The organism is Mesorhizobium sp. M7A.F.Ca.AU.002.02.1.1 (assembly GCF_003998535.1).
In the GTDB taxonomy this organism is placed as follows: Bacteria; Pseudomonadota; Alphaproteobacteria; order Rhizobiales; family Rhizobiaceae; genus Mesorhizobium; species Mesorhizobium ciceri.
The window spans coordinates 1-1,199 of the sequence record NZ_RZPB01001212.1 but is presented as its reverse complement, the minus strand read 5'-3'; the positions used below and the strand labels follow the sequence as shown (position 1 = coordinate 1,199).

Sequence of the window (1,199 nt, the reverse complement as noted above, 5' to 3'; positions counted from 1 at the left end):
ATAGTCCAGCGCGTCGTCGATCAGCTGGAAGGCCAGGCCGAGATTCATGCCATAGGAGCGCAGCGCCGCACGATCGTTGCGCGTCGCCTGGGCGATGACCGGGCCGACCTCGGCAGCAGCCGAAAAAAGTGCGGCGGTCTTGGCCTTGATGACGGCGAAATGCTCGTCCTCGGTGGTTTCGAGGTTCTTGGCGGCGGCAAGCTGCATGACCTCGCCCTCGGCGATGATCGAGGCTGCACTCGACAGGATGTCGAGCGCCTCGAGCGAGCCGACATCGACCATCATGCGGAAAGCCTGGCCGAGCAGGAAGTCGCCGACCAGCACGCTTGCCTGGTTGCCCCAGATCATGCGGGCGGTCTTCTTGCCGCGGCGCATGCCGCTCTCGTCGACGACATCGTCGTGCAGAAGCGTCGCGGTGTGCATGAATTCGACGGAGGTGGCGAGCTTGACGTGGCCCTCGCCGGCATAGCCGAACATCTGGGCTGCGGCCAGCGTCAGCATCGGCCGCAGCCGTTTGCCGCCGGACGAGATCAGATGGTTGGCGACCTCCGGGATCATCTCGACGTCGGAGCCGGCCTTGGACAGGATCAATTCATTGACGCGCCCCATATCGGCGGCAGTCAGATCGATCAGATCCTTGATGGAGGCGGGCTCCCGCTTCCCGTTTTCGATGTTGAGAACGACACCCACGACAATCACTCCCGTCTTGGTATAGAGCGTGCGACGGCACCCTTAGTCCCTGTATGGACTCTAGGGCGGCGGACATGGGCACGGCAAGTGGCGAATTGGCGCGGCGGCGGCGACAGAATGTCAACGACCCCAAGGGAACGGCTCTGCCCCGGAATCCCCTGCCCGTTTACATCAATAGCGCAAACTGCGAGTTTCATACGATGATAGAACTAGTCCGCACCAACGATGCCGTGATCATTTCCTTTGTCGAATCGCTGATGCGCGACGCCGGCATTGCCTGCTTTGTCGCCGACCAGAATATGAGCATTCTCGAAGGGTCGATCGGTCTTTTGCAGAAGCGCGTCATGGTCGACGCCGACCAGGCCGACGCGGCACGGCGCATCCTCAGGGATGCCGGCATCGCCAACGAAATCCGCGGAAAATAATGTCCGCCGCCCCCGCCGCCCTTGTCCCGGACACGCCGGCCCATACGGTCGACGCTTTCCATCGCGGCCGGTTCTGGCTGGCGC

The 1,199-nt window shown here is 62.8% G+C and carries 2 protein-coding genes; one reads left to right on the top strand and one right to left on the bottom strand.

The features are described from left to right. A partial coding sequence (locus EN879_RS36550; RefSeq protein WP_127274747.1) for a polyprenyl synthetase family protein occupies window positions 1–690 on the bottom strand: 690 nt, incomplete at its 3' end. A gap of 200 nt (window positions 691–890) precedes the next feature. On the opposite strand from EN879_RS36550, the gene EN879_RS36545 reads away from it, so the two are divergent. Then, on the top strand, window positions 891–1,115 hold the full coding sequence (locus tag EN879_RS36545) for a DUF2007 domain-containing protein (protein ID WP_063167652.1): 225 nt from the start codon (window positions 891–893) through the stop codon (window positions 1,113–1,115). Window positions 1,116–1,199 lie beyond the last annotated feature (84 nt).

Excerpts from the sequence above, each read along its gene's own strand:
- EN879_RS36545 (WP_063167652.1), top strand. The coding sequence starts at position 891 with ATGATAGAACTAGTCCGCACCAACGATGCCGTGATCATTTCCTTTGTC.